The sequence below is a fragment of the Nitrospinota bacterium genome (assembly GCA_035528715.1).
Taxonomy (GTDB): domain Bacteria; phylum JADFOP01; class JADFOP01; order DATKYB01; family DATKYB01; genus DATKYB01.
The window spans coordinates 1-24,666 of the sequence record DATKYB010000028.1; the positions used below are offsets into that span (position 1 = coordinate 1).

Consider the following 24,666-nt stretch of genomic DNA (forward strand, 5'->3'; position numbering starts at 1 on the left):
GAATGATTTCTGATTTTATTTAAATACCATTTGAGGCTAAAATCGCTATGCTTGGCTAACAATAAGAACGGATGTTTTTTTTGACAAGAAATCAATAAATGTGTATGATTCAAAAAATTAAAATGTTTAGTAAATATAAAAAATTATTATTGTCTTCTTTTCTTCTGGCCCTTTTTTTGTTTTTTTTTGTGTGTAACGGCATCTCTTTTCAAAAAGGGGTGGGTAAAGAAGTACTGGTTAAAAATGTACTCAAGGCTTACGGTGGAGAGGATAACTTAAGAAATACAAAGAATATGATAATAGATGGGGAAGTAAACGCTCTCTTTAAAAAGAAAAGAGGAACAAGCAGAATTTACATACAATATCCAGACAGGTTTAAGATAGAAATCAGATACAAGGATTCTTATGAGGTTTTGATATTAAATAAGGATAGAGGATGGAAGAGTGTTGGAGGAGATTTTGTTGAGGTAAAGGGCCCTCCTTTAGATGTAATGCTTTTTAGTTTCAGAACAATAAATGTCCCTCTTGAATTATTATCTCCCGAAAATGATGTAAGTTATTCAGGTTTAAAACAAAGAGGGGACAAAATATTTGAGGTTTTAGAAATATCCAATAGAAAAAATAAAAAAATTGTTCTGTATATAGATCCAAAGACTTATTTAATAAAAAGAGTCAAAGGTTTCATAAATCTGGATAATGAAATTACAGAGCTGGAAAAAGAATATGGAAATTTTAAAAAGATAGATGGTATCTTTTATCCTTATTCAGCTGTAAGTTATGCTAGTGGTTCGAAGAAGATTTTTGCAAATGTGAGAGAGATTATCCTAAATCCTCAGTTAACAGATAAAATGTTTATGCATTAAATAGGGAATCATGGCAAAAAAGGGCAAATTTTTAAAGAGATTAGAAACAAATTTTTTTAGACATGGAAAGAAAAAGGATATGCTATCTCTAAATAGAATACTGTTACTAGTTTTTGTTTTCGGATTTGTGATCTTGCTATCTGGTTGCAAAGGAGACTTAAGTTTCATCCAAAAACCACAAGATACAAATCATGAGTTGATAAAGAGGGCTCAGGAATATGTTATCGAAGGATTAAATTTCTATGAACAGGGAAATGATAAAGAAGCAAAGCAGAGATTTGATCTTGCCTTAAATCTTCTATCAAAAGCTGACCTCCCTCCCGGTCACAAAGATCTGGAGCTTCTCGAAATAGGTCTCCCTGAAAGATACAAAAGATATAAGTTGTCTCAGATTTATTCAAGACTACGAGGAGAAAAAGTAGATAAACCAAGGTTAGCAGAAAAAGAGATTGAAGAGTCAAGAGAAAAGATTCGACTAATGGACGAGACAATCGTTATTGAAGAATTAATGGAAGACATAGAAAAACAAAAGAAAGCAGAGGCTGCTCAAAAGGATGTTACGGATCTTTCTGATGACGAGTACATAAAAAATGAAATTGTTCGCCTCATGGCTGAATTCGGAGAGGATGAGTATGTCGTGCCTGATATATTTATTTCGAGTGTTAAACATTTTATAAACGCATATCAGACAGATGAGAGAGAATTTTTTGAAAAGGCTCTGAGAAGGTCTGTAAAATACCTCCCCTTGATCAAAACTATATTTGCTCAAAAGAGGGTGCCAGAGGATATGGCCTATATGGCACTTGTGGAAAGCGGATTCAACCCTCTGGCTGTAAGCCGGGCCAGGGCCAAAGGGCTCTGGCAGTTTATAAGATCTACGGGAAGGATTTACGGACTGAGAAGTAATCGATATATTGAAGAAAGATATGATCCAATAAAATCCACATTAGCAGCAAGAAAATATTTTTTAGACCTTGTTGCTATTTTTGGTTCGAGATCCTTTATGCTGGCCATGGCTTCTTATAATGCAGGAGAGATGAGGATACAAGGATGTCTCAAGAGACTTGATGATCCCTTCGAACAAAGAAATTTCTGGAGTATCAGAAACTGTTTAAGAAAAGAGACCCAGGATTACGTTCCCCGAATCATTGCTTCTGCTATTATAGGGAAAAATCCCAAAAGGTTTGGTTTTTTTGATCCTAATGATGGTACTAAGTTTGAAACAGTTACTCTTAACAGACAGATTACTTTAGAAAAAATAGCAAAAATCTCGAATGTTTCAATAGACACTATTAGAAAGTTAAATCCAGACATGGATGGAAACAGCAAATATACCCCTTCAAGGGTTCGAAATTTCCTTCTTGCTGTTCCTTATGGAACCAAACAGGCCGTAGAAAGAGAACTTACAAGAATTCATGGGAAAAGCTATGCCCTAAAGGATATCACAGATTCGTATCAGAACAGAGTAAAATATGATGAAGAGAAGATAAGATACAGAGTAAGGAGTGGAGATTCACTTTCAAAGATTGGGAAGAAATTTGGCGTCAATTATAAATTGATTGCGAAGTGGAACAATCTGCCAAATTATAGAATAAGGACAGGGCAGGTTTTAACCATATATAAAGGGGGGGAAATAGCGTCTTATTATAAGAAGGAAAAGGAAGTCAATGGTAATGGAGAATTAAGATATACGGTAAGAAGAGGGGATTCTCTTTGGGAGATAGGGAAGAAGTTTAATGTCAATTATAAATTGATTGCGGATTGGAACGACCTTTCAGGTCATCGAATAAAACCTGGACAGGTATTAACCATCTATAGGGGGAGTCCAGCCTCTACTACAGAAATAGCCAAAAAAGTCAAAAAAGGGAAAAATCTCATTCGTTATGAGGTTGAAAAGGGAAATTCCCTTTATGATATAGGCCAAATGTTTATTGTTCACTACCGTGATATTATGCGGTGGAATAATCTAAGCAACGCAAGGATATATCCAGGGACTCAATTAAAGATATATACAGATAAAAATGCAAAACTGATCTATTACAAAGTAAAAGAAGGAGACACCCTATCAGATATCAGCAAAAAACATAATGTAAATTTGTCTCACCTATTAAGCTATAATGGATTAAGCCCTAAGGAAAAAATCATACCTAAAGATAAGTTGAAGATTTATATTATAGAAGATTAGATAAAAGTATGAATAAGATCTTTAACTTAATTCAAAAAGGCGAGAGCTTTTCAGTTGAGTTTAAACAAAAGATATCCTCTCCCAAAAGAATTGCAAAAGAAATCGTTGCGTTTTCAAATACAAAAGGAGGCTACCTCCTTATCGGCGTTGATGACAAAGGACAAATGGTTGGCGTAGACTCCATAAAAAAGGAAAACGAGGCTTTAATGGTCGCATCAAAGGTTTATTGCTCTCCGCCTGTTGATTTAAAGATAGACACAGCTTCTTTGAATAATAAATCGGTATTGATTGTTCAGATTGATGAGGGAAAGAATAAGCCATATCGATGTATTACTAAATCAGATGATGAGAGGATCTATATAAGAGTAAGAGATAAAAACCTGATAGCGAGTCGAGATGTCATAAGGAGCATGAAAGATGAATATCTCTATGAAAGGGAAAAGATAAAACTTGATAGCAATGAAAAAAAATTAATAGAATATTTAAAAAAGAATGAGAAAATAACCCTTAAAGAATTCAAAAAGTTTACTAATATTTCCAAAAGGAGAGCTTCAAGAATCCTCGTTCAACTGGTCAAGAAAGGCCTTCTAAGAATTCATACCCTGGAAAAAGAGAACTTTTATACCCTATCCTTTGAATAAAAACCCCAAGTAATGTTTCTTTAATTGACCTAATCATTTCCTTTTATTATATTTGAGTCTCGTTATGCGTAAGGAGAATAAAATGCTTCAACCTAAAACCGTCAGAAAACGAAGAAGAAGAATAATATATTTCTTCTTGTTAAATATCCTTGTCATTTTTGTTTTCTCTGGCTGTACCATAGGATATTTTCATCATCTTATTCATAATCAATTTGAAATCATTCATAAAAGAAAACCCATTCAAGAAGTCTTAGAAAGTAAATCTATTAGTTTTGAGCATAAAAGAAAATTAAGGTTGATTCTTGAAGCAAAAAGATTTGGTGAAGAGAATTTTGGCCTTGAAAAGACAGAAAATTATACAACCTACGCCGATATTAACAGGGAATTTGTTAGCTATGTTGTATCAGCATCATCGAAATATAAACTTAAGCCTTATCAATGGAAATTTCCCTTTTTAGGGACCATGTTATATAAAGGTTATTTTGATTTAGAAGAAGCCTTGAAAGAAAAAGAAAAACTTAAAAAGATGGATTTAGATACATATCTTAGACCTGTAGCGACCTACAGTACGCTGGGATGGTTCAAAGACCCTGTATTGTCTTCTATGATGAAATATGACGATTCAGAGCTTATTAATTTTGCTATCCATGAGCTTGTACATGCCACAATATATTTAAAGGAATATCCAGAGTTTAATGAGGGTGTTGCAACTTTTATTGGAAATCAGGGTTCGCTGGAGTTTTTGAAGTTTAAGTATGGCAAAGATGCACAAGATTATAAAATGGCTAAAGAGATGATTCATGATGATCTCCTCTTTTCGAAATTTTTAAAAGGGGTTTATAAAAATTTAGAGGAATTTTATAGCCTTGTTATCTCTAAAGAGGAGAAGCTTAAGGGTAGAGAAAGAATATTTAGGGATTCTAAAGAAGAACTGAGGAGGCTAAAAGGAAGATTTAAAACTGAAACTTATATCAAGTTCTATGGAAAGGCAAGATTAAACAATGCTTTTATCCTTGCGTTGAGTCAATATCTTATTGATTTAGAAAATTATTATACGGTTTTTGAAATATTTAACCATAATTTAAAAAGAACAGTTAATTTTTTTAAAGGGGAGGAGTTTAAAAGGGGTGATCCTATGAAATATCTTAAGAAATGGATAAAAGATAATAAAAGTACCTCGTAAAGATTTGGAATTTTAAAAACAGATATTATTATTTTTATTAGAAAGATAGTTATATATAACAGTGTTGAGAAAGGAGAAGAGTTAAAATGGAAGAGAAAATTTATCAAGTAGGAGATAAGGTCCTTGAAAGAGGAACTTATGAATGTGATGTCTGTGATGAAAGTCTGGGTAAGAAGGTAAAAGTAGATTTAAAAGAAGGAGAATTTTTTCCAAAGTGCTCAGACTGCGGTGATATCGATATCTGGCGTAAGGTGTAATGCTTCTGATTTCGGATAAAAACTGAAGTTTTCAAAGGAGGAATGGTTTTATGGAGCCGTTTCTCCTTTTTTTATGCTGGAGAGATGTTTCATTTTTTTGAATTCATAGAGGGTGCCCATTGCGAGGTTTTGAGTCTTGATACCCTTTTCTTCCACTGCTGCAAGAGGATTTAAGCCACCAAAAACAACCATTCCAGCCCTTCCTTCGTGGACAGAGATATCAAGGAGATTCTGGCCCGGTTTTCCTATGATTAAAATACCGCCAAGACCAATTTGATCGAGTTTTTTTCTTATCTTGTTTACTTCTGCGATACTTACAGCAGGAATTTCTCGAAAACTTGCGCCGATGAGTCCGTTACCTGTCAAAACAACATTATTAACGGTTGTCATATTTCCTTTAATAAAAATCTCAAGAGGATCAAGTGAAGAACCATCATAGCTGATTATCTCTGTAAATCTAAGAGGCTCTCCATCCCTCATTTCAAGGAGTCCTCCAAATCTTGATCTTACAGGTATTCCGTAATTGAGCAGTATTCCATTTATAGTTACACTGCAGATTGTTCCTATAGCCATCTTCAAAGGAGGAACATAGTATTCTCCTAATTGATTTTCTGGTTCTTGGAAGACAATAAATTCTCCCATTCCAAGCCTTTTTTCAAGGACAGGGAGGATATATTTTAAAGATCTTTTAAAATCCTCTTTATCAATCAGGGAGATGTTAAGGATGATGTCACCTCTCAGGGTCTTTGGTGAGAATGACAATTTATAGGATATCGTATCTATCTTTGAAGCAATCAATCCAACCTTATCTATGACCAAGGCACTCTTTAGCTCTTCTTCTCCAGCAGGAGTTATCTCTCGTCCCCTCCTTCCAAGATTTCTTGTAAGCCCAAGTCTATCTGTTATAGCGAGATAGTATCTCACGGTTCTTTGGCTAAGATTGATTCCATAATTCTCTATCTTTTCAGCTATTTTGGTGCTTCCAAGGGGTCTTCTGGCATCCTTTAAGACTCTTAGCATAGCAATAATTTTTCTCTCAATCCTAATATCCATAATTTTTACCCCAAAATATTATTTGATGATATGGTAATAAATGTATTTATTACCTAAAATTTTGATTTTGTTAACTATTATATAGGCAATATTGCCGTTAATTATTTATAAAGAAATATTCTTTTCTTGAATGATATAGAAAAAATTAACTTTAATCAAATAAATTTCTTGACATAAAACGAATTCATGTAATATATATTTACTGGCAATTTCTTACCGTTTTTTTAAAAATAAATTCTTAAAATAGAGGAGATTGATAATGTCGGAAGTTAATCTCTTTAAAATTAGCCAGAGACAATTGGATGAAGCTGCAAAGATTCTTAATCTCGATCCCGGCATGCATGCCTTTCTTCGGGAACCGATGAGAGAACTTCATGTTACCATACCTGTTCGCATGGATGATGGAACTATAAAGGTGTTTAGAGGATTTAGGGTACAGTATAATGATGCAAGAGGACCCACAAAAGGTGGCTTAAGATTCCATCCTGATGAAACCATTGATACAATCAGGGCCTTGGCTGCTTGGATGACATGGAAATGTGCCTTGGTAAATATACCCCTTGGAGGAGCAAAGGGGGGGATTATCTGTGACCCAAAGAAGATGTCGGAAGGGGAATTGGAGCGTTTAAGCCGGGGATTTATAGACCAGATAGCAAGAATTATAGGACCTGACAAAGATATTCCTGCCCCTGATGTCTATACCACTCCACAGATCATGGCATGGATGATGGATGAATACTCTAAGCTTTCTGAAAAGAATCAATTTGGTGTAATAACTGGTAAGCCTTTAGAATTAAGGGGGTCTGCTGGGCGTGATGATGCTACTGCAAGAGGAGGGTGGTATACTGTTCGAGAAGCAGCCAAAGAACTGGGTCTAAATTTGAAAGGAGCAACAGTAGCAATACAGGGCTATGGAAATGCCGGGTATTTTGCTGCAAGCTTGGGTGAATCTCTCTTTGGATGTAAGATTGTTGCTGTAAGCGACTCAAAGGGTGGAATTTATAATGAAGACGGCTTGGATTCTGAAGAGGTCAAAGAACACAAAAATAAAACGGGCTCTGTTGTTGGTTATCGAAATACAAAAGCTATATCAAACGAAGAAATCCTTGAGTTGAATGTGGACGTTTTATGGCCAGCAGGATTGGAAAATGTTATTACAGAAAAGAATGCTGGAAATATTAAAGCCAAAATTGTTGCCGAGGCTGCAAACGGGCCTACTACTCCTGAGGCCGATGATATTCTTTATAAAAATAATGTTCATCTTATACCAGATTTCTTGTGCAATGCCGGTGGTGTAACTGTATCCTACTTTGAGATGGTCCAGAATTTTTATATGTATTACTGGGAATTAGAGGATGTTCATAAGCGTCTGAACAATAAGATGACAGCTGCATACCGAACCGTCTTAGAGACATCAGAACAATACAAAATTAATATGAGACAGGCAGCATATATTGTTGCTGTTAAGCGCGTAGCTGAAGCAGTGAGACTACGGGGATGGGCATAGTCTCAGATTATTTGTGATTAACAGTACTTCCAGCCATTATAAAATAATTTTGTCAGAAAGAACCCTCCTCCTTTATTATAAACCTTGCTTGTGTTTAAGCACTTTGCCTTCAGTTGGTCAAATATTTTGTCAAAAAAAGAAGCAGCGTTTGATTTTAATTTCTATTCTAAGAAACAAAGAGCTCGCTGAGTATTTGGTTCGGCAACAACTTTTGCATAACTACCATTGGCTGCAGAGCAAACATCGATCACATGTATCACATTTTCAAATTTGTAAGCATCGGTTGACATTTCTTTGAGTATATTCGGAGAGCGTTCAAAAAAACTCTTATTAAACTCGGTTTTCTCGTCATCAGGATAAATAGGGAGGTAGATGATATGAGCTTCTACCAGATCCTGAAAGAAATGAGTTCCATAGGAGACTTCTGGTACATGTCCCGCTTCTTCGCGAGCTACTTCTACGAGAACCGCAGCATTGTCAATATCTGCATAGCTTACATTGACCCCCAGATCTATATTACTGCTACCCCACCTCCCCGGTCCCATCATCATTACTTTACCTTCTGCAGTACGCAGATGCGCGTTGATATTTCCTACGATACGTCCCAAAGATTTCTTCCTATCAACCGTTTCAATTGCAGCATAGCTTTTTGGATCGATATATATGATATAACGTATATGACTAATCACCCCACTGCTGATAAATCTATTTGATTTGAACAGGATATTTTCTTGGGGTATGTTATCTGGAAATATCACTGGACTTGATATTCCTGGTATAGACATAGGCCGGCACTGAAGCAGATTAACTTTCAAACGTCCGTCTTTCCCCAGCGATGCAGTAAATTCAGTTTCTATAGGGTGACCATATACCCTTTCTAATTCAGTTACCATTTCTCCAGTAATACTTACAAATTCTGTTTTGTTGATAAGGTTGTTGAAAGTGAAAACAAGATTCTGCGCTGAACCGTCTACGTGGCTTGTAATAGGATCATATGGGTGACCTTCTTTGGTTACAGAAACAAGCAGGTAAAGATTGGGATAGTCCAAATCGGCAAGTGTGTCAGTAACAGATCGAGTCATAAATTTATTTGACTTCAAGTCGATAAGGTCTATCTCGTGCTGTGAATACTTCACGATTTTCATACCAGACTCAGGTCTCAATTTTGGATTGCTAACGGGAATCATCCTTGGATAATCGCCTCCCACTCGATCCACTGCTCGTGTACCCAAGCCAAAGACTAAACGAATAAGTCCCTTTTTAGAATCAATACGGTCTGTCCAGACGTATAAGTTTCGAGATAGTGCTACACCTGCAAGAGTCGGAAAGAAAAAGTTTTTGTAAGGCACACCTGAAACGCGTTGGACCAGAATTGCCATCTGTTCATCACTTTCTCCCAGGCCTCGTTTGCGTCTATATGAGAGAGCATCCGGGTTCAATGCACTTGCAAAGACAAGTTTTACTGCACGTAAAAAAACCTCTAATCTATCGTGTGGATTACCTTGGTTGGCACAAAATTCACTTCGATACTTACCGGCAAATGCGTTTCCAAAACTATCTTCCAGCAAACTACTGGACCTTACGATAATCGGTGCCTGTCCAAAATAATCGAGCATGTTGCGAAACTGCTCGACTATTTCTGATGGAAATTTTCCTGCAAGGAAACGCTGTTCAACCTCCTTAAATTCTTCATGTGAAAACCGGGGCTTACTCGACAACTGTAATCGCAGTCGGAACAGGTCGTTATTTACTAGGAAAGTGAAAAAAACGTCAGATCCAATATAGAAAGAGTCATGATCTTCCATTACCTCGGCAAGACCTCTTTTGCGTTTATCATCTGAAAGGATGCGCCTTGCTAGCAACATCCCGGCAGCCTTGCCTCCGATACGCCCAGAACCAATAAGTCGATCACGAATATTAAAGAGGTCATCTAATGTAAAATATTGATCAACAAGTCGGTTGAATTCCGGATGGTTTCCTACCATCATCCTCGAAAATTCTTTCTTTAAAGTGGCAATTTCTGGTGATTCTTCAGGTAATTGCTTACCAGTTTCACAATATTGAATCAATTTTCTATATACGCTTTGCCATGGAGCAATAGAATGAATATCAGGATCAAGTGGTTTTTTATGAGCAATTGTAGTCACCTCAGCTGCATCACCGCTGCTAAATATGGGGGACCAAACTTTTTCTGAAATAACATGAGGTAAAAACATTTGCGAGGAATACCGATCCCAAACCTTCAACGGATGGAGATATCTTTTGTCCTTTACTTTGCAAATATCTATTAATACCTGCGTTGTATCTCTTATCCTTGCAACTGCACTATGAGAGTGCTGACCTCGCGTAAGTGCAAAATATGTTACTGTATCAAGCTCAAAAAGATAAGGACAGGTTACCTGGAAAAAGTTTGCTAATAACTCGTCTGTAGCCCATTCAACCACAAGAGCAGATAAGTTATCAAATATATAAAATACTTCCCGACCTCGTTCTTTGATTATTTTATGCACTTCACCGCTAAAAAAATCAAACCCAGGTTTTGGATCAACATTGATTATCTCAAGACCACTTCGAGGCTTAAGAATTGGCTCGTGAGGGGCAAATCTCATATAGACACATTTATAACCATTGAGTATTGCTTGGTTCAAGAATGGCTCTGTAAAATACAGATAGTCTTCTAAATTATCAACCTGCCAGACTACATTATCACCCAGACGCAATCCTTGTATGACTTCATCCAGAGGCTTTAAACCACTAGGTATTGTTTTTGATTCCCTCTCATCCATTTTTTAACTTTTTTTGAAAAAGATTATTTGTTTATTATATTATATATTATAAAAAAAAGTAAAGGTATAGCCTTCTTTTACTCTAGTCAATTAAAGTATTGGGAAGGGGTCGTCTATTAAAATGATTTTAGGAATTAAGAAGATTATCCTCGATATTTTGAATCTCAAACGCAGTCGGTGGAGTCTTAAGAAATCTGACTAAATATTGTGATGAAAATAGTTAAGGATTTTAAAGCTGTTTTCAATGATCATGGTTGCAGGCTCCTCTTTTTATCGGGTTACTTTCCTCTTCTCTTTTATCTCCCCTAATCCCTATGACCCATTTCTTAAGAGGAATATCTTTGCCAGAGTCTTCAATTGCCTGTTTGGCAATATAGTATAGAGCATGACAACAAGGAACTTCCATGTGGACTACTGTCAAGCTCTTTATATTAGAAGACTTAAGAAGCATAGTGATTTTTTCCTTGTAAAACTCAGGATCATCCAGCTTGGGACACCCAATAATGACTGCTTTATCCTTTATAAAATCCCTGTGAAAGCCGGCAAATGCAAAAGGGGCACAATCTGCTGCAAGGAGCAGATCTGCATTTTCAAGAAAAGGGGCACCAGGAGGGACCAAAGCAATCTTTATGGGCCATTGGGTTAACATTGATGGTGTTGTCTCTCTATCCTTTTTTCCATTATCCTCAATCTTTGGTCTTGCAAACTCCATAATCCTGCTGGAAGGACAGCCAGAAAATTGTGGATGAGAGGGCTTTTTCGTTTTTCCTCTCTTCTTTTTTTCTAGGTGTATCTTCACTGCCTTTTCATCAAACTCCTCTGCTTGTTTCTCTTCTAAGGTAATAGCACCTCTGGGGCATTCTCCAAGACATGCGCCCAATCCATCACAATACTTCTCGCTTATAAGCCTTGCCTTGCCATCGATAATCTTAATAGCACCCTCGGCACAAGAGACCACACAATTGCCACATCCATCGCACTTTTCTTCATCTATCTTTATAATCTTTCTCTTCTGCTTTGTTATCATATCTCTTTCTCCTTATCATTTATTTTGCTTAAAAACTTTTATTTTTAATTTCTAAGGTAAATATATAAGCTCAATAACAAAACGACATTGACTTAAGTCAAATGGGGATATTTTTTTAAAAAATAATAATTCGCAAAAGAACATTGACAGGATTCTTCTTTTGTTAGAAAATAATATTTCATTTTTAAAATGTTATGTTTTTTCTATTCGAAAATCTTAAGGTATTCCATCTGGATTATCTATTTCAATTGATCAGTTTAAATTTAGTAAGTTATCTTTATTAATCTTTTTTAATAAGGAAAAGGAGGTGAACCAAATAAGAAGATTATTTATGGTTCTTCTTTTCTCCGTGGTAGCTTTTTCTTTCATTTTTACATCCACTGTTATGAGTGGAGAAGATGTTGCCAAGGAAGCATTCAATGAGATGTGGTCTATATATGTATTTTGTAAGTATTCTGATACCAAGGCCTATGATGTCTATAATTACACCCTAGGCGAAAAATATGCTTTACAGGCAAAGAAGGCATATAAGAAAGGAAAAGGGCCAAATTTTGAGAGGGCTAAATATTTTTCAGGATTAGCTATGCCCCATCTAAAAATAGTCCAGAAGAAATATGTGGATGCTGAAATAAAGTAAAATTTATTAGAAAGGGGTTTACTTAAAAAACACTATAAAATAAGAATTCTGATGACTTTTTTTAATATCTATAGGAGTGCGTGTGTTAAGATAGATTTCGTGTTAAGGCTAACAGAATCGAATTCTGTCTCAATCTACTCCCCTGTATTTAACACAGTGTAAACTTTCTAAACCCTTATTAATCAATATTTTTATTTCGTTAAGAATCTTTTAATCAGGTTAAGGAATATGAAAAAAGTTATAATATTCTTTGTTTTCTTTATACTGATTGTGTTCTTAGATCAGTCTATCGTTTATGCCAAGATGATTATGGTGGATAAAGAGAAGGCAAATATCAGATCTGGACCGGGCACACAATATGAGATTTTATGGTCTGCAGTAAAATATACTCCTTTCGAGGTGTTATGTAAGTATAAAAAATGGTATATAGTAAGAGATTTTGAAGGTGATATAGGTTGGGTATACGAAACTTTAGTGAGAGAAGAGAAGGCTGTAATCATAATAAAGAAAAACGCAGAGATAAGATCAAAACCAGGGAGTTCTTTTGATGTTCTCTGGAGAGTAGAAAAAGGGTATCCTTTTAAAGTTATAGAGCAGAAAGATAGGTGGTTAAAAGTAGTTGATTCTGAAGGAGATAGTGGCTGGATTTATAAAGATAGTGTATGGGGCTTATCTGTTGAATAGGTCTTATCTTTAAATTCTACCTTGACCTCGAAATAGAAATTTCAAATCATTTAATCTTTACTATTTATTCCTTTTTTTAAAACGATTGTAATAATAAAATCTTCTTTTATCAAAAGCCCCGGATCAAAAAGATTCTTATTTTTAAAGTATTTGGGGATATTTTATTTGACAAAACAGATAAAATTCTATAATGTAAGTTATTATATTTAAGTATGTTACAAGAAAGGGGATAGAAAATTTGATAAAGAGTATGACAGGATATGGAAGAGGAGAATATAAGAATAAGATTGGTCACTGTACTGTTGAGATTAATTCAGGAAATCATAGATACTGTGATATCTCTGTTCGTATGCCGAAACAGTTCAATATATTCGAGAATTCTGTAAAAAAATTGATTAAAGAAAGATTTTCAAGGGGACATTTTGATATTTTTATAACAATAGATTTTTTTGATAAATCTTTTATTAAGCTGGATATCGATTATAGACTTACTGAAGAGTATATTCATGCTTTAAGTAAGATTAAAAAGAGATTTAATATAAAAGGTGATTTGGATTTACAGACTATATTGAGATTAAAGGATATCTGGAAGATAGAAGAGAGGAAACAGGATGAGGGAAAAATCTGGAACTTAATAGAAAATGCCATAAAAAAGGCCATGAAATCTTTAGAGGATATGAGAATAAAAGAGGGGAAGGCCATTTATAGAGATACTATTAAAAGAATTCAATTAATCAAGAAATATCTGGACCGATTAAAACAAAGACTGCCAGAAATCATGGATAAATATTGCGCAAAATTAAGAGAGAGAATCAAAAGTCTTTTAAACGAATTAGACATCGATGAAAATAGATTTTCACAAGAAGTGGCAATAATGGCAGATAAAAGTGATGTAACAGAAGAGGTTATAAGAACTGACAATCATCTCGATCAGTTTCTTAATTTGATTAAAACGGAAGAGCTCATTGGAAGGAAACTGGATTTTTTAATACAGGAGATAAATAGGGAGGTAAATACTCTTAGTTCTAAAGTTAGCGATTTATTGATTTCAAATTTAGTAATAGAGATTAAGAGTGAACTCGAAAAGGTCAGGGAACAGATTCAAAACGTTGAATAGGAAAGACTTATTAGGGAATCAAGACAATTTTTATAATGAGAAAGGGTTCAGAAATGGCTAAAAAGGGGGTATTTTTTATTCTTTCAGCACCATCAGGTTCAGGAAAAACCACCCTTTGTAAAAGGGCTGTGGAAGAGATTGAAGGTTTGAAACATTCTGTGTCTTATACTACTAGAATGCCACGGCCTCGAGAAAGGGATAAAATAGACTACTATTTTATATCCGAGAAGGAATTTCAAAAGAAGATTAAAAGAGGTGAATTTATTGAGTGGGCAAAGGTTCATAACAATTATTATGGGACCTCTATAAAGATAATAAAAGAGAATATTGATAAAGGCATTGACCTTATATTGGATATCGATGTTCAAGGATCTGAGCAACTAAGAAAACAATTAAAGGATAGAGATGCTATCTTTATTTTTATTTTACCTCCATCATTAGGGACTCTCCGCGCACGTTTAAAAGAAAGGGCTTCAGATTCTGAGGGAGAGATATTAAAACGTATGATAGATGCTGATAAAGAACTCTCCTTTTATGATAAGTATGATTATATCTTGGTGAATAGAGATTTGGATGATGCCACTCACCAATTGAAATCTATTATCATTGCAGAGAGATTAAAGACCCGCAGATTCATATTTCCTTCAGATTTCTTTTAAAAAAGGGAAATAAATGATTAAAGAAAAACTGATAGTTTTAGGTGTTACAGGAGGTATCGCTGCCTATAAATCAGCTGAAATAATTAGAGGATTGATAAAGTTAGGGGCAAGGGTAAAAGTTGTTATGACAAAAAACGCGAAAGAATTTATCACACCCTTAACTCTCCAAACCCTTTCAAAAAATCCTGTAATCTGCGATATGTTTTCTCTGGACTATAAAGAAGAAATAGAGCATATATCTCTACCAGAAGAGCTAGACCTTCTCCTCGTAGCACCAGCTACTGCCAATATCATAGGAAAATTTGCAAATGGGATTGCAGATGATTTTCTCTCTACCCTTTTTCTAAGTATTGATAGACCTATAATAATAGCTCCGGCAATGAATGAGAAGATGTATGCGAATAAAACAGTTAGGCATAATATCGATAAGTTGAGAGCTAATGGCATCGAAATTATTGATCCAGGATATGGTGAACTCGCCTGTGATACAGTTGGATGGGGGCGTCTCGCAGATGAAGAAACAATTATAAAAAAGGTAGAAGATGTTTTAAAAAGAAAACAGGATCTTCTTAATAAGAAAGTCATGATAACAGCAGGACCTACTCAGGAACCGATGGATAGCGTAAGATTCCTAACGAACTTATCCTCAGGAAAGATGGGTTATGCCTTAGCTAAAGAGGCTAAGAGGAGAGGAGCGGAGGTGATCTTGATAAGTGGTCCAACTCATCTCATGAAGCCTCATGATATTGACCTTATATCCATAAGAACGGCAGAAGAGATGAGGAAAGAAGCAATGGATAATTTTAATAACGCTGATATTGTCATAAAGGCTTCAGCGGTATCTGATTTTAGACCTAAAAAAAGTGTATCTCATAAGATAAAAAAGGAAAGCGAGAATATCGTATTAGAGCTAGAGAGGACTCCCGACATATTAGAGGAGATGGGTTCCAAAAAGGGTAATAAGATTTTAATAGGATTTGCTGCAGAGACAGAGAATATCATAAAGAATGCGAAGGAGAAAATAAAAAGAAAGAATCTTGACCTGGTTGTTGCCAATGATGTTAGCAAGAAAGATATTGGATTTCAAAGTGATTTGAATAAGGCTTTTCTTATCTTTAGGGATGGAGAGATAAAAGACCTTCCTGTGATGACAAAAGAACTCCTTGCCAAAGAGATATTAGATAGTACCATTAAGATAATTCAGGATAAGGAGAGATAATACTTCATTGTGAAAGAAGAGATAAGAGAGCTCATTAGCGATATAAAGCTTTTTTTAGAGTATCAAAAGTTATCAGGAATAGAACTTTTTGAGATTTCATCTAAGAAAAGTTATTTTTCTGACTCGTTAAAAATAATTAAAAAGGAAGTTTTAAAGTGCACGAAATGTCGCCTTCATCAGAACAGAAAAAAGGCTGTTCCTGGAGAAGGCAGGGAGGATGCTAGGTTAGTATTTATAGGTGAGGCTCCTGGCAGGGACGAGGACATTCAAGGTAAGCCCTTTGTTGGCAAGGCTGGTCAGTTGCTAACGAAGATTATTGAGGCAATTGATTTAAAGAGAGAAGATGTCTATATTGCTAATATAGTAAAATGTCGACCTCCTGAGAATAGAAATCCAAATGAGGATGAAATTCAATCGTGTGAACCTTATCTTTTAAGACAGCTAAGGATTATCAAACCAAAGATTATCTGTGCCCTGGGGACTTTTGCTGCACAGGCCCTTCTCAAGACGAATGACCCCATTTCCACTCTCAGGGGGCGTTTTCATCTATACGGAAATATCAAACTCATACCAACATATCATCCAGCGTATCTTTTAAGATATCCCTTAAAAAAAAGAGAGGCGTGGGAAGATATCCAGTTGGTTCAAAAAGAATACAACCAATTGATTATTTAGCTCTTTTTTTTATCCATTCCTCAAGCCTCTTTTTTATCTCCTTTTCATAGCCGTTATCTGTAGGGAAGTAGTATCGTTTATTTTTTAAATTTTTTGGAAGATAATCTTGAGACACAAAACTCTCGGGAAAATTATGGGGATATTTGTAACCCCTGCCATACCCTATTTTTTTCATTAGGGATGTAGGGGCATTTCTTAAATGTTTCGGCACAGGTGAAGAGATTGTTTTTTTGATATCTTTTTTTATATCAGAATATGCCTTATATACTGCATTACTTTTGGGGGCTAGAGAAAGATATATCACGGCTTGAGCTAAAGCGAGATCGCCTTCAGGCTGTCCTATAAAATGCACGGCTTGCATTGCCGCAACAGATATCTCCAAAGCCTGTGGGTCTGCATTTCCTACATCTTCAGAGGCAAACCTTATTATTCTCCTCGCTATATAGAGAGGGTCTTCTCCTCCTTCTAACATTCTGCCCAACCAATACAAAGCAGCATCAGGGTCACTCCCCCTCATACTCTTATGGAGAGCTGAGATAAGATTATAATGCTCTTCTCCGGATTTATCATAGAGGAGATGTTTTTTCTGAATGTTTTCTATAGCGAATTCTCTGGTAATACGCTTGATTCCTTTAGCATCAATTGGTGCGATAGAGAATAATAACTCAAGGTTATTTAATGCAATCCTAGCATCACCATTAGAAATGGTGGCTAAATATCTTATCGTTTCTCTTTTAATTTCGATTTTGAATTTTCCAAACCCTCTTTCCTTGTCATTGATTGCATTATTGAGGATCAATTCTATCTCTTCTACTGTTAATGCTTCGAGGATAAAGATTTGACATCTTGAGAGAAGGGGGGAAATGATCTCAAATGAGGGATTTTGAGTTGTAGATCCAATCAGCAAGATTATTCCTTTTTCCACATAAGGGAGAAAGGCATCCTGCTGGGCCTTATTAAATCTATGAAATTCATCTATAAATATGATGGTTTTTTTATGAAAAAGACTCAGGTTATCTTTGATATCCTTGAACACATCTTTGATTTCTTTAATTCCTGAGGTTACTGCACTGAAGGAGATAAAATTTTGCCTTCTCATATGTGATATTATATAAGCTAGGGTGGTTTTGCCACTTCCAGGAGGACCCCAGAGGATAAGAGAGGGAAATTCATCACTTTCGATAGCCCTTCTTAAAACCTTGCCTTTTCCCAAGATATGTTCTTGGCCAATGAACTCATCGAGAGTAGAAGGCCTCATTCTGTCAGCTAATGGTCTGTTATCCATTATGAATAAGGTTTTTAAGGTTTGTAGTTTTATAAAATTGAGATTTGAAATTTAATCATATTTTTATCAAGAATATTTGTCAAACAAAATACTATTATTGTAGAAGGATTTGGACCAATCTTACTTTTTCTTAAATTCTTAGAGCCACCCTTATATTTCTCCTTCCTTGAAATATTTTTGTAAATATATTATTATCTATACAATAAAAAAGCACGAAGTTTTTCAAATATGAAAAAGAAGAAAGATAAATTTACTTTCAAGCTTCCAAAGAGTTACTATCTCACAAAGAGAGGGAAGAAAAAGAGTGGGCTGAGATCTCTTTTTGTACTTTTCTTTGTGGCTCTTTTCTTTTTTTTGGGATCTGGTCTTTCCGCTTATTATTTCCTATCAAAAGATCTTCCCGATGTAAGGCAGTTAAAGACATATACACCCAGTTTAATTACTAAGATATACTCAGATAATGATGAGGTTATAAAGGAATTTTTTATTGAGAAGAGGATACTGGTTCCTCTTGAAAGAATTCCTTCTTTTTTGAAGCAAGCCACATTGGCAGTTGAGGATGCCCGTTTTTATCAACACATAGGTATAGATATTTATGGAATATTAAGGGCTCTCATATCAAACATAAAGGCTGGAGAGGTTGTTGAAGGGGGAAGCACCATAACTCAACAATTAGCCAGATCCATGTTTTTAACTCCCCAAAAGACCCTTAAGAGGAAGTTAAAAGAAGCCATATTAGCTTATAGGCTGGAAAGATATTTTTCTAAACAAGAGATTTTAGAGCTCTATCTTAATCAAATATATTTTGGCCATGGGGCCTATGGTGTCGGGGCTGCAGCGAAGACCTATTTTGGGAAAAATGTAGAAGATCTTGATTTAGCAGAAGCGGCATTAATTGCAGGTTTGGCCAGAGCACCAAATATATACTCTCCATATGTAAGCTTGAAAAAAGCTAGGGATCGCAGAGAGCATGTTCTAAAAAGAATGGCAGAAGAGGGGTTTGTAACTGTTAGAAGTGCAAAAGAGGCTTTAAAAGCTCCCTTTGAACTAACGGGTTTAAGCAAAGGAGATGAACAAGCACCCTATTTTGTTGAGCATATAAGAAGATATCTTGGAAGGATGTACGGAGGCAAGAGATTGTATAGAGGGGGCTTGAAAGTCTATACGACTTTAAATCTTGATTTCCAAAAAGAAGCCCAGAAATCCTTACGTAAGGGTTTGGAGGATGTAGATAAGAGAATAGGCTATCGAGGTCCTTTAGCCCACATAGATTTAAAAGATAAAAATCAAATTGATTGGGATCAAGTATATAATTTAATAGCTAAAGAGAAACACGAGCTTCCTTTGAGAAGTGGTGAGCGAGTAAAAGGGGTTGTTGTTGGAGTAGATCATGATAGGGTTTTTATCGATTTTCACAGTGGTAGAGGTGTTATTTTTTTAAAAGATATGCTTTGGGCTAGACGTCCTGACCCAGAGGTTGATGCGTTAAATCGCCAAATAAAGTCTCCCGAGGAAGCCCTCAAGACAGGTGATATCATCGATGTTGAGATAAAAAAAATTGATTCAGGGGTTGGAGAAACAGTACTTTCATTAGAGCAGGAACCATTGGTTCAAGGTGCCTTGGTTTGCGTTGATCCTCAAACAGGTTATATTAAGGCAATGGTCGGTGGTTACGATTATACAAAAAGCCAGTTTAATAGGGCAACACAGGCTTTAAGACAGGCGGGGTCTGCCTTTAAACCTATAATCTATTCAGCCGCATTTGAGAAGGGTTATACAACCGCTAATGTTATTATAGATTCTCCAGTTATCTTTGATGAAGAAAAAAAAGATGATGAGAAATGGAAGCCATCAAACTTCGAAGAGAAATTTTACGGTCCCACGACCCTTCACACCGCCTTAATACATTCCAGAAATGTGGTAACCATTAAGCTTTTTAAAAAGCTGGGTGTGAATAGCATCATATCTTACGCGAGAAGATTAGGGATAATGAGTCCTTTAAATCATGACCTGTCTTTAGCGTTGGGTTCTTCGAGCGTCTCCCTTTTGGAACTGACCTCAGTTTACGGAGTATTTGCAAATCACGGTATGAGGGCAGAACCTATTTTCATAAGAATGGTGAAGGATTCGACAGATAATATCATAGAAGAAAATAAGCCGGTTACCAAAAGGGCGATTTCCGAAGAGGTGGCTTATATTACCACAAGTCTTCTTCAGGATGTTGTTAAAATGGGTACGGGTTGGAAGGCAAAAGCATTAGGTAGACCGGTGGCCGCTAAAACGGGAACGACCAATAACTATATTGATGGCTGGTTTATCGGATACACCCCAACAGTGGTTGCCGGTGTATGGGTAGGTTTTGATAGAGAGAAGACCTTAGGTAAGAATGAGACAGGTTCAAGAGTGGCTGCGCCTATTTGGGTAAACTTTATGAAGATGATTTTGCAGAATGAACCTATTAGGAATTATTCAGTTCCATCGAATGTTATCTTCGCAAAAATCGATCCCCAAAACGGCTTGTTGGCCACACCGGATATTAAAAATGCTGTTTTTCAACCCTTTTTAAAAGGAACAGAACCAAAGGAATACACACGTAAGGAGTTTTCATCTAAGGATTTTTTTAAACTCGATTTAGAAAGCGAATAGTAAAGGACTGAAAAATCTCTTTTTTATCTTAATTTATCTGGATAATCTCTCGATTCTTTACAGAGAGAATAAAGAGGAGCTTTTCTGAATCACCTGAAGATGTTATTGTTGTCGCCCCTGAGACCCCAGGGAAATCTTTTATTCTAAGTAATTCCTCTCTTAATCCCTCTCGAGTTTCAATCCCGGTCTTTAGAATTTTAAGGATGATTTCTGTGGCATCATAGGCTTGGGCAGAGAGGATATCAGGATCTTCACCAAAGGTTAACCTATAATTTTTTACAAAATCCTTTACAAATTGAAGAGGTGAGTTAATAAAAAAGCCGTCTAAGAACACAGAACCCTCTATATACCTTTCTCCAATGGATACTAACTTTGGAGAATTCCAACCATTTGCTCCTAGAAGGGTTATATTCGTTACATTAAAGAACTCCAATGCTGGAGCAATCAATCCTACCTTATCATAATAGCCAGGGATAAAGATTGCATCATAATCGACTTGAGGATTGATCCTGCTCGTTTCTAATAGGGGGTTGGGGGGGGATGTGGCAGTTTGCTCAGCTTTTAGTTCTCTGAGTTTCTTGTCTTCAAGGCCACCAATCTTTGCTATCTCTTTGCTAAAATCATTGGAGTCTGGGTCATAAGGTACAACATGTTTTATTTCCCCTCCTAACCTTATCACATGAGAGATAAAAATATCTCTCAATTCTTTACCATAAGGGTTATCTGGATAAAGAACGGCAAAGGCTCTCAAACCCAAATTATTATAGGCGTATTCAGCAATGGTCTTTCCCTGCATTTCATTTGTGAGGCTATTTCTAAAAACATAGGGGCTTATTTCTGTAATCCCTTTGGCATGAGCAAAAGGGGAAAAAATAGGTATCTTGTATCTATCTGCAATGAGGGCAGCCTCCTTAGTAGTGTCACTAAAAACAGGACCAATGATCGCTATCACCTTATCTTCTATAGCCAGCTCTGATACAGCTTCTGCTGCCCTTTTTGGACTTGTAGCAGAATCTTTAATAATCAATTGAAATCTTTCCTTTGCAGGATCCAGTTCTAAATTGCTAAAGGCTAACTGAATCCCGTGTAGAATCTTTTGTCCTGCTAGGGCGCCTTTTCCAGATAATGGTAAGATGGCCCCAATTTTTGTTTTATCTCCTACATAAGGTGTTTCTAATACGGATAACATCTCCATTGCTTTATTTCTGTATTTATGCCTTGGGAAAGAAACAAGAAAACCCTCTAGAGCCGTCTTGGCCTCTTTATATTTTTTTGATTGAAAATATAACACTCCGAGTTGGAACTGGGCATATCCTATGGGAAATTCTTTAGGGTATTTTTCTATAATCTCCTCTAAAGATCTCTTATCCATTTTCTCAATAAGATAAATTATGGACTTTTTTGATTCTTCGGCCAAACCTCCTTCTTCTATTAAGACCAGTATCTCTTTGTATTCTGAGATTGCTGAGATATATTTTTTCTTATGGGCGTATGCTTTAGCAATAAAAATTTTAATTTCTGCTTTTTTATGAGATTCAGGAAATTGGGGTAGGATTTTCGTTAAGGTTGCAATAGATCTTTCAAAAAGCCCAAGATAATAGTAGCAAAGACCTATTTTATATTCAGCATCACTGTAGATTTCAGATGTGAAAAAATTATCGAGTATTCTTTGGTAGTATTTTAAGGCCTCGGAATAATCTTTTTTCTCAAAGAGAATCTCTCCAATTCTAAAAAGGGCATTATCGACGGAAGGATTCTTAGGATAGCTACTTATAAAAGTCTTATAAGCCTCTAAGGCCACATCATATTGTTTGCTTTTATATAAATCTTCAGCATAACTGAAGTCCTTTTCTAATACGACTTCTTTTTCCTTTGGAATTTCGTGAGGGATTTTTTTTATCTCTAAAGGAGCACATCCAACGAGAAAATATAGGATTATCAAATTTAAAAGAGCTACAATTGATTTTTTATAATACATTGTATTTTTTCTCTTTAGCAGAAAATATTGATAATCAATATACTATTAATTAATGGAGTGTGTCAATGGGTAAAATGATTTTTTGAAAAGGAGTGATCCAAATAATCCATAAAAAATCCATCCGCTTAATCCCCAATATATATTTAGGTGAGATATAAATAGATCTCCCATACGGGAGATCTATTTATATAAAAAGGAGGATATGCAAACATGCTTGTTCAGTCAATTTTAAAAAAATTTCATACTGACTGACAAATGATAAAAAGGGTGAGGTGAATTTTACTATTCCAACACCTCAAGCACCTGTCGCTTGTCTTTTTGTGCCCTTGTAGCACTGAGAATAGTTCTTAAAGCAGTAATTGTTTTTCCTTTTTTCCCTATCACCTTTCCTATGTCTTCTTTCGCTACCTTTAATTCTATGACGGTTGAATTCTCGCCCTCTACACCCTTGACTTCGACAGCTTCTGGTTTATCAACAATAGCTTTCGCAATATATTCAATCAGCTCTTTCACATCATTCATCGTTATTCACCTCTTAATTAATGTTTAAAAAATTTCCTCCTGTTATATTTCAGAACAGGTTGAATCTAAAATATCTCACTTAAATTAATAATCACCTCCTTATGATAAAAAATAAAAAAACCGCAAAAGTAGTCTCTTACCCTTGCGGTTTTATGTTACTTTATCCCTGAAATAAACCGTCTGTCCTGTTCTATCTGATACCCTTATCAATATGCAAACTCTTTCTTCGCGTCCAATGGCGATTAGTTGGAAGCATCAATAGATGTAAGCCAATAATAAATAAAAATAATATCGTTTGCTTTTTTTGTCAAGCTTTTTTAACAATATTTTTTAAAGATAACTTATGGTTTCTGTCTTGATTAAGGCTTGTATCAATAGTATATTAAATTCTAAAAAATATATCTTTTGGTATGAAAAAGTATCCTGTAATAAATATTTTCCTTTTTTTTATTACCATCCTCACCACATTAATTGCTGGGTATTGGCAGGAGAATTGTTCTGGCTTTTTAGAGCTAGTAAAGAACCCTTTTCTTCTTTATAAAGGAATTCCATTTTCTTTTACCTTGATATTGATTCTCGGTGCCCATGAACTAGGTCATTATTTAACGGCAAAAAAGCATGGGGTAGAAGCAACCCCGCCTTTTTTTATTCCTTCACCCCATCCCTTGGTTGGGACCTTTGGTGCGTTTATCAGAATGAAAAGCCCTGTGCCTAATCGAAAGGCATTACTTGATATTGCAGTAGCTGGACCCCTTTCAGGATTTCTCATAGCTTTACCCGCGGTGATCATCGGCATTAAACTTTCTGAGATACAGACCTCTCACATCGTCAATGAAGTAACACCATGGTGTCAAGTTACTGTCGGAAGTTCTCTGCTCATTTCCTTTTTGACCAAAACCCTTCTCGGCCCTCTTCCCTCTTCATATCTCGTTTCTTTTCATCCGATTGCCTTTGCCGCATGGATTGGACTCTTTGTTACTGCATTAAACCTTATTCCCTTAGGACAATTGGATGGTGGCCATATTATATATGCAATTGTTACAAAGAGATACAAAACAGTAAATAAAATATCATTTTTTCTTCTTTTGCTTCTAGGGATTCTATGGCAGGGATGGTTCTTCTGGGCATTAATCATATTTCTTTTTGGTTTTAGGCACCCCTCTCTTATAGAAGAACTTTCCCCTTTAGACCTTAAAAGAAAGGTCATCGGAGCCATAACCATCATTATTTTCTTGATCACGTTTATTCCCATTCCCTTTATCGTCTAACAAGATTAAATCCTAACAATCAATATCTTAGATTATACTTAATTTTCTCTAAATATGGGGTTTTTATTTGGTATAAAAATTGCTTATTCATTATCAATAATATAGAAATTTATTAATTATACCTAATTATATATAAATTAATGAAAATTTGACTATTCAGATAATAAATTATAAGATGAAAACTGATAATTTAAAAATCCTATCATAAATAAACATGAATCTCCTCATTTTCTTGCCATTAATTTTAGATCTGACAAACCCATTTGGAGGAATCAGGAATGGAACAGAATAATGTCAGAAAAATCCGTGAAGACAGGATGATGAGCAAATCTGAATTAGCTAGAAAGGCTGGAATTTCTGTTCAGACTCTAGACAGAATTGAAAAAGGAGAAAGTTGTCGTTTAGATACGAAAAGAAAAATTATTAGGGCTTTAGGTTTCAATTTAGAAGAAAGAAATAAGGTTTTTATTTAAA

At 35.5% G+C, this 24,666-nt stretch carries 21 protein-coding genes; 15 read left to right on the forward strand and 6 right to left on the reverse strand.

Annotated elements, in window-relative coordinates; genetic code table 11:
- The first annotated feature begins 218 nt into the window (after positions 1-218).
- The 5 genes from VMW81_01825 to VMW81_01845 all read left to right on the forward strand — a co-directional run bounded on the left by VMW81_01825 (position 219) and on the right by VMW81_01845 (position 5,129).
- Positions 219-863, forward strand: a complete 645-nt coding sequence (locus tag VMW81_01825) for a hypothetical protein (protein HUU49681.1) — start codon at positions 219-221, stop codon at positions 861-863.
- Positions 864-873: 10 nt separating this feature from the next.
- Positions 874-3,048, forward strand: a complete 2,175-nt coding sequence (locus tag VMW81_01830; GenBank protein ID HUU49682.1) for a LysM peptidoglycan-binding domain-containing protein — start codon at positions 874-876, stop codon at positions 3,046-3,048.
- An 8-nt stretch (positions 3,049-3,056) separates the two neighbouring features.
- Positions 3,057-3,689 carry an RNA-binding domain-containing protein gene (locus tag VMW81_01835; GenBank protein HUU49683.1) on the forward strand — a complete coding sequence of 211 codons (633 nt, stop codon included), beginning with the start codon at positions 3,057-3,059 and terminating at the stop codon, positions 3,687-3,689.
- 82 nt (positions 3,690-3,771) lie between these two features.
- Complete coding sequence (locus VMW81_01840; GenBank protein ID HUU49684.1) at positions 3,772-4,872, forward strand: aminopeptidase; 1,101 nt, start codon at positions 3,772-3,774, stop codon at positions 4,870-4,872.
- Positions 4,873-4,958: 86 nt separating this feature from the next.
- Positions 4,959-5,129, forward strand: coding sequence for a hypothetical protein (locus tag VMW81_01845; GenBank protein ID HUU49685.1), 171 nt, complete (start codon positions 4,959-4,961; stop codon positions 5,127-5,129).
- A 48-nt stretch (positions 5,130-5,177) separates the two neighbouring features.
- Here VMW81_01845 and VMW81_01850 read toward each other — a convergent pair whose 3' ends face one another.
- Positions 5,178-6,182, reverse strand: a complete 1,005-nt coding sequence (locus tag VMW81_01850) for an NrpR regulatory domain-containing protein (protein HUU49686.1) — start codon at positions 6,180-6,182, stop codon at positions 5,178-5,180.
- 259 nt (positions 6,183-6,441) lie between these two features.
- On the opposite strand from VMW81_01850, the gene VMW81_01855 reads away from it, so the two are divergent.
- Positions 6,442-7,689 (forward strand): Glu/Leu/Phe/Val dehydrogenase, encoded by a 1,248-nt coding sequence (locus VMW81_01855; protein ID HUU49687.1) that lies wholly within the window; start codon positions 6,442-6,444, stop codon positions 7,687-7,689.
- Between the two features lie 161 nt (positions 7,690-7,850).
- On the opposite strand, the gene VMW81_01860 is transcribed toward VMW81_01855, so the two are convergent.
- Complete coding sequence (locus VMW81_01860; protein HUU49688.1) at positions 7,851-10,475, reverse strand: PEP/pyruvate-binding domain-containing protein; 2,625 nt, start codon at positions 10,473-10,475, stop codon at positions 7,851-7,853.
- Positions 10,476-10,716: 241 nt separating this feature from the next.
- On the reverse strand, positions 10,717-11,502 hold the full coding sequence (locus VMW81_01865) for a 4Fe-4S binding protein (protein HUU49689.1): 786 nt from the start codon (positions 11,500-11,502) through the stop codon (positions 10,717-10,719).
- Positions 11,503-11,809: 307 nt separating this feature from the next.
- On the opposite strand from VMW81_01865, the gene VMW81_01870 reads away from it, so the two are divergent.
- The 6 genes from VMW81_01870 (at position 11,810) to VMW81_01895 (ending at position 16,493) form a co-directional block, all read left to right on the forward strand.
- Positions 11,810-12,139 carry a hypothetical protein gene (locus VMW81_01870; protein HUU49690.1) on the forward strand — a complete coding sequence of 110 codons (330 nt, stop codon included), beginning with the start codon at positions 11,810-11,812 and terminating at the stop codon, positions 12,137-12,139.
- A gap of 228 nt (positions 12,140-12,367) precedes the next feature.
- Positions 12,368-12,823: an SH3 domain-containing protein gene (locus tag VMW81_01875; GenBank protein ID HUU49691.1), complete on the forward strand. Its 456-nt coding sequence runs from the start codon at positions 12,368-12,370 to the stop codon at positions 12,821-12,823.
- A gap of 238 nt (positions 12,824-13,061) precedes the next feature.
- The gene (locus tag VMW81_01880) at positions 13,062-13,940 is read left to right on the forward strand and encodes a YicC/YloC family endoribonuclease (GenBank protein ID HUU49692.1); all 879 of its coding nucleotides are present in this window, start codon (positions 13,062-13,064) and stop codon (positions 13,938-13,940) included.
- Between the two features lie 53 nt (positions 13,941-13,993).
- Entirely contained in the window at positions 13,994-14,599 is a 606-nt protein-coding gene (gmk, locus tag VMW81_01885; protein HUU49693.1) for a guanylate kinase, read from the forward strand.
- Positions 14,600-14,612: 13 nt separating this feature from the next.
- The gene (gene coaBC / locus VMW81_01890) at positions 14,613-15,818 is read left to right on the forward strand and encodes a bifunctional phosphopantothenoylcysteine decarboxylase/phosphopantothenate--cysteine ligase CoaBC (GenBank protein HUU49694.1); all 1,206 of its coding nucleotides are present in this window, start codon (positions 14,613-14,615) and stop codon (positions 15,816-15,818) included.
- Positions 15,819-15,827: 9 nt separating this feature from the next.
- Positions 15,828-16,493 (forward strand): uracil-DNA glycosylase, encoded by a 666-nt coding sequence (locus tag VMW81_01895; GenBank protein ID HUU49695.1) that lies wholly within the window; start codon positions 15,828-15,830, stop codon positions 16,491-16,493.
- Here VMW81_01895 and VMW81_01900 read toward each other — a convergent pair.
- On the reverse strand, positions 16,486-17,778 hold the full coding sequence (locus VMW81_01900) for a replication-associated recombination protein A (GenBank protein HUU49696.1): 1,293 nt from the start codon (positions 17,776-17,778) through the stop codon (positions 16,486-16,488). The genes VMW81_01895 and VMW81_01900 overlap by 8 nt on opposite strands.
- Before the next feature lie 228 nt (positions 17,779-18,006).
- Here VMW81_01900 and VMW81_01905 point away from each other — a divergent pair, with 228 nt between their 5' ends.
- Positions 18,007-20,424, forward strand: a complete 2,418-nt coding sequence (locus tag VMW81_01905) for a PBP1A family penicillin-binding protein (protein ID HUU49697.1) — start codon at positions 18,007-18,009, stop codon at positions 20,422-20,424.
- Between the two features lie 28 nt (positions 20,425-20,452).
- On the opposite strand, the gene VMW81_01910 is transcribed toward VMW81_01905, so the two are convergent.
- Positions 20,453-22,402 (reverse strand): penicillin-binding protein activator, encoded by a 1,950-nt coding sequence (locus VMW81_01910; protein HUU49698.1) that lies wholly within the window; start codon positions 22,400-22,402, stop codon positions 20,453-20,455.
- Between the two features lie 282 nt (positions 22,403-22,684).
- Complete coding sequence (locus VMW81_01915; GenBank protein ID HUU49699.1) at positions 22,685-22,924, reverse strand: KH domain-containing protein; 240 nt, start codon at positions 22,922-22,924, stop codon at positions 22,685-22,687.
- Positions 22,925-23,334: 410 nt separating this feature from the next.
- Here VMW81_01915 and VMW81_01920 point away from each other — a divergent pair, with 410 nt between their 5' ends.
- Together VMW81_01920 and VMW81_01925 are read left to right on the forward strand one after the other, a co-directional pair.
- The gene (locus VMW81_01920) at positions 23,335-24,192 is read left to right on the forward strand and encodes a site-2 protease family protein (GenBank protein HUU49700.1); all 858 of its coding nucleotides are present in this window, start codon (positions 23,335-23,337) and stop codon (positions 24,190-24,192) included.
- Positions 24,193-24,470: 278 nt separating this feature from the next.
- A complete protein-coding gene (locus VMW81_01925; GenBank protein ID HUU49701.1) occupies positions 24,471-24,665 on the forward strand; it encodes a helix-turn-helix transcriptional regulator in 195 nt (64 codons plus the stop codon).
- Position 24,666: the final 1 nt, after the last annotated feature.

What these genes read in the sequence shown, in the direction of transcription:
- VMW81_01830 (HUU49682.1), top strand. Translation starts at nt 874, where the DNA reads ATGGCAAAAAAGGGCAAATTTTTAAAGAGATTAGAAACAAATTTTTTT.
- VMW81_01835 (HUU49683.1), top strand. Translation starts at nt 3,057, where the DNA reads ATGAATAAGATCTTTAACTTAATTCAAAAAGGCGAGAGCTTTTCAGTT.
- VMW81_01840 (HUU49684.1), top strand. Translation starts at nt 3,772, where the DNA reads ATGCTTCAACCTAAAACCGTCAGAAAACGAAGAAGAAGAATAATATAT.
- VMW81_01845 (HUU49685.1), top strand. Translation starts at nt 4,959, where the DNA reads ATGGAAGAGAAAATTTATCAAGTAGGAGATAAGGTCCTTGAAAGAGGA.
- VMW81_01850 (HUU49686.1), bottom strand. Translation starts at nt 6,182, where the DNA reads ATGGATATTAGGATTGAGAGAAAAATTATTGCTATGCTAAGAGTCTTA.
- VMW81_01855 (HUU49687.1), top strand. Translation starts at nt 6,442, where the DNA reads ATGTCGGAAGTTAATCTCTTTAAAATTAGCCAGAGACAATTGGATGAA.
- VMW81_01860 (HUU49688.1), bottom strand. Translation starts at nt 10,475, where the DNA reads ATGGATGAGAGGGAATCAAAAACAATACCTAGTGGTTTAAAGCCTCTG.
- VMW81_01865 (HUU49689.1), bottom strand. Translation starts at nt 11,502, where the DNA reads ATGATAACAAAGCAGAAGAGAAAGATTATAAAGATAGATGAAGAAAAG.
- VMW81_01875 (HUU49691.1), top strand. Translation starts at nt 12,368, where the DNA reads ATGAAAAAAGTTATAATATTCTTTGTTTTCTTTATACTGATTGTGTTC.
- gmk (HUU49693.1), top strand. Translation starts at nt 13,994, where the DNA reads ATGGCTAAAAAGGGGGTATTTTTTATTCTTTCAGCACCATCAGGTTCA.
- coaBC (HUU49694.1), top strand. Translation starts at nt 14,613, where the DNA reads ATGATTAAAGAAAAACTGATAGTTTTAGGTGTTACAGGAGGTATCGCT.
- VMW81_01900 (HUU49696.1), bottom strand. Translation starts at nt 17,778, where the DNA reads ATGGATAACAGACCATTAGCTGACAGAATGAGGCCTTCTACTCTCGAT.
- VMW81_01905 (HUU49697.1), top strand. Translation starts at nt 18,007, where the DNA reads ATGAAAAAGAAGAAAGATAAATTTACTTTCAAGCTTCCAAAGAGTTAC.
- VMW81_01910 (HUU49698.1), bottom strand. Translation starts at nt 22,402, where the DNA reads ATGTATTATAAAAAATCAATTGTAGCTCTTTTAAATTTGATAATCCTA.
- VMW81_01915 (HUU49699.1), bottom strand. Translation starts at nt 22,924, where the DNA reads ATGAATGATGTGAAAGAGCTGATTGAATATATTGCGAAAGCTATTGTT.
- VMW81_01920 (HUU49700.1), top strand. Translation starts at nt 23,335, where the DNA reads ATGAAAAAGTATCCTGTAATAAATATTTTCCTTTTTTTTATTACCATC.
- VMW81_01925 (HUU49701.1), top strand. Translation starts at nt 24,471, where the DNA reads ATGGAACAGAATAATGTCAGAAAAATCCGTGAAGACAGGATGATGAGC.